Here is a 222-nt window from a genome sequence, read left to right on the forward strand (position 1 = left end):
AGCACCGCCGGTCACGTCAGTAGCAGGTGCAACATATCAATATGATGTAGATGCGACAGGTCTCCCAGTTCCCAGCTATATCCTCAATAGTGGTCCTGCGGGCATGACCATCGACCGGGTGAGCGGGCTGCTGCAATGGGTCCCTGATGCACCCGGCAGTTTTGCGGTGACGGTGAGTGCCCAGAACTCTGAGGGTGTCGACAGCCAGACATTTACCATCAA

General features: G+C 56.3%; 1 protein-coding gene. It reads left to right on the forward strand.

The window, feature by feature from the left end; translation table 11 throughout:
• Window positions 1-222: putative Ig domain-containing protein (locus tag ACYQ8U_RS23525; RefSeq protein ID WP_459947965.1), on the forward strand; the 222-nt coding region annotated here is incomplete at both ends.

This window comes from Desulfocastanea catecholica, from assembly GCF_054657295.1.